Here is a 2,441-nt window from a genome sequence, read left to right on the forward strand (position 1 = left end):
CCCGATTAGAGTCTGCAATAATTTCCCCTCTTGGTTCCACAATTTTACTGTTTTGTCACGACTAGCAGTGGCAATAGTCTCTCCATCGGGACTAAATGCTACACCATAGACCCTATCCTCATGCCCGGTGAGAGTCTGCAATGATTTCTCCTTAAGATTCCACAATTTCACTGTTTTGTCCCAACTTGCAGTGGCAATAGTCTCTCCATCAGGACTAAACGCTACACCCCAGACCGAATTATGATGACCGATGAGAGTCTGCAATAATTTCCCCTGTTGGTTCCACAGTTTCACTGTTTTGTCTCCACTAGCAGTGGCAATAGTCTCTCCATCCGGACTAAATGCTACACCTATGACCAAACTCTCATGTCCCTGAAGACGGTTAAGTTCTCGGTACTTTCCATCATCTATATATATAGCTTGACTCAGAGCATCTATTATCTGCATTTTACTATCTGCTTGAGGTTGGAATATTTGGCTAGAAGGTGGTAGTTGTCTGGCTGCTCTCAAAGCTTGCAACAACCCTTCAAAATATTTACCAGAATTAGACAATAACTTAGAAGTAATACTTTTACCCACTGCTTCTGCTTCTGCTAACTTAAGCTCTACTTTTTGCTTTGCCTCCTCTAATATCTGGTTTGCTTTTAACTTAGCATCTAATTTTATCTGCGCTTCCAACTTTTCCAGCTCGATCGCCTGTTTCTCCACTTCCTGAGCAGCAGCTAAAAATTGATAGTCTTGACTACTGAGACTTTTATCAACCGACCACGCTAAAGCATCTGCCAACGCTTGACCCCGCAAAAGTCGCGACTCATCCTTACATCCTGACTCCTCCCAAGCAGTAAAAGCTTCAGAGTAGGGGCGCAACTTTCCCAACTCTTTTTCTACCCACTGCAAATTAAACACTTCTTGATAAATACGGTTAGCAACTTGTAACCGCTCTTCCTGTTTTACTACTAAACCTGTGAGACGGAGTTCCATTTGTTCGGGGTTGTCGTTTGCTTGGGTGTGAGACCCACCCCTAACCCCTCCCAGGAGGGGAATATGGTCCGTGTGGTCCGTGTGGTTCGTGTGGGGAGTATCACTTCTGACTTCTGAGTTCTGACTTCTGAGTTCTAAAGTGTGGGGAGTATCACTTCTGACTTCTGAGTTCTGACTTCTAATAAAATCTGCTGATACAGACCTAATAACCGACTCGCTCGTTTTTCATTCACCAACAGGCGATCGCGAATTGTCTTTAAATGTTCTGGGTCATCATGTACTTGCCAATTCTCTATTATTCTCTGTCTGACTAAATCTGCCACCCATTCTGCCTCCTGGTCATCTGGTACATTTTCTGGATTATTACTAATTAATTTACAAACTTTCTGGGTCAAAAATGGTTGCCCTCCAGTCCAATCTAAAACTGCCTCCATCAACTTATTAATATTGGTAGTTTTTTCAACTAAACCTTTTGCTAGAGGCTCTACTTCAGCTAACCGAAAACCTGTTAATTTTATTGGTCTCCCAATATTAAAAGGAGTGCGTTTTTTCTATTTAATTAAATCGGCGGGAGTTGCGACTCCAATCATGGCAAAAGTCAACCTTTGATAATCGGAATTATCTGCCCGTTTGTTATAACAATCTCGGACAACTGCAAAAAAATCATCAATATTAAAAGGTAGGCTGAGGGTACTATCTATTTCATCAATAAAAATTACAATATTTTGAGAAATAGAGGGTAATAAAATTTCACTAATAAATTTACTAAAACGTTTGACATAAGAAAGTTGACTATTAGCCTCCCATAATTCTTCGATATCAAAATCATCATCTAAATTTAAGCCAGTCAAAATAGTATCAATAATACTGGCATACCATTCCGAAGGAGTAATATCATGGGTGCCAATTTCTGTCATATCAATAGTGACACAGGCAATATTATCTTGTTCTAAACGTTGTATGGTTTTTACCCGCAAACTGGATTTACCCATTTGCCGGGAATTTAAAACATAACAAAAATCTCCATTTTTTATACCTTGATATAAATCATTATCAGCAAGTCTGTTAACATAACTTGTGGCATTAATTGGGAGACTACCACCGATATAATGTTCGTAATTATTCATAGTGCTAGGGAATAGGGAATAGGGAATAGGGAATAGGAAAAAGTAATAAGCGTAGGTTGGGTTGAGGAACGAAACCCAACTATTAGGTTATAAGCAAGTACAGAAAAAAATTATCTATTATCAAAGATGGTATGACTTGATTTTGTTGGGTTTCGCTGTCGCTCTACCCAACCTACTTTCTATTTTTAACATAAGTTGTGGAATCAATTTGGAAACTAGCACCGATATAATATTCGTAATTATTCATATTGCTAGGGAATAGGGAATAGGGAATAGGGAAAAGTAATAAGCGTAAGTTGGGTTTCGTACCTCAACCCAACCTACGCTTATTAA

Annotated in this window: 1 protein-coding gene and 1 pseudogene; both read right to left on the bottom strand. The window is 39.3% G+C overall.

Annotated features, from left to right (window positions below; genetic code table 11):
- Positions 1-981, bottom strand: a 981-nt coding sequence (locus tag F6K22_RS31305; protein WP_483244178.1) for a WD40 repeat domain-containing protein, incomplete at its 3' end; no start/stop codon positions are given.
- Between the two features lie 134 nt (positions 982-1,115).
- Positions 1,116-2,108 (bottom strand): annotated as a pseudogene (locus F6K22_RS31310) (AAA-like domain-containing protein).
- Between the last annotated feature and the right edge of the window lie 333 nt (positions 2,109-2,441).

This window comes from Okeania sp. SIO2F4, assembly GCF_010672385.1.
Lineage (GTDB): Bacteria > Cyanobacteriota > Cyanobacteriia > Cyanobacteriales > Microcoleaceae > Trichodesmium.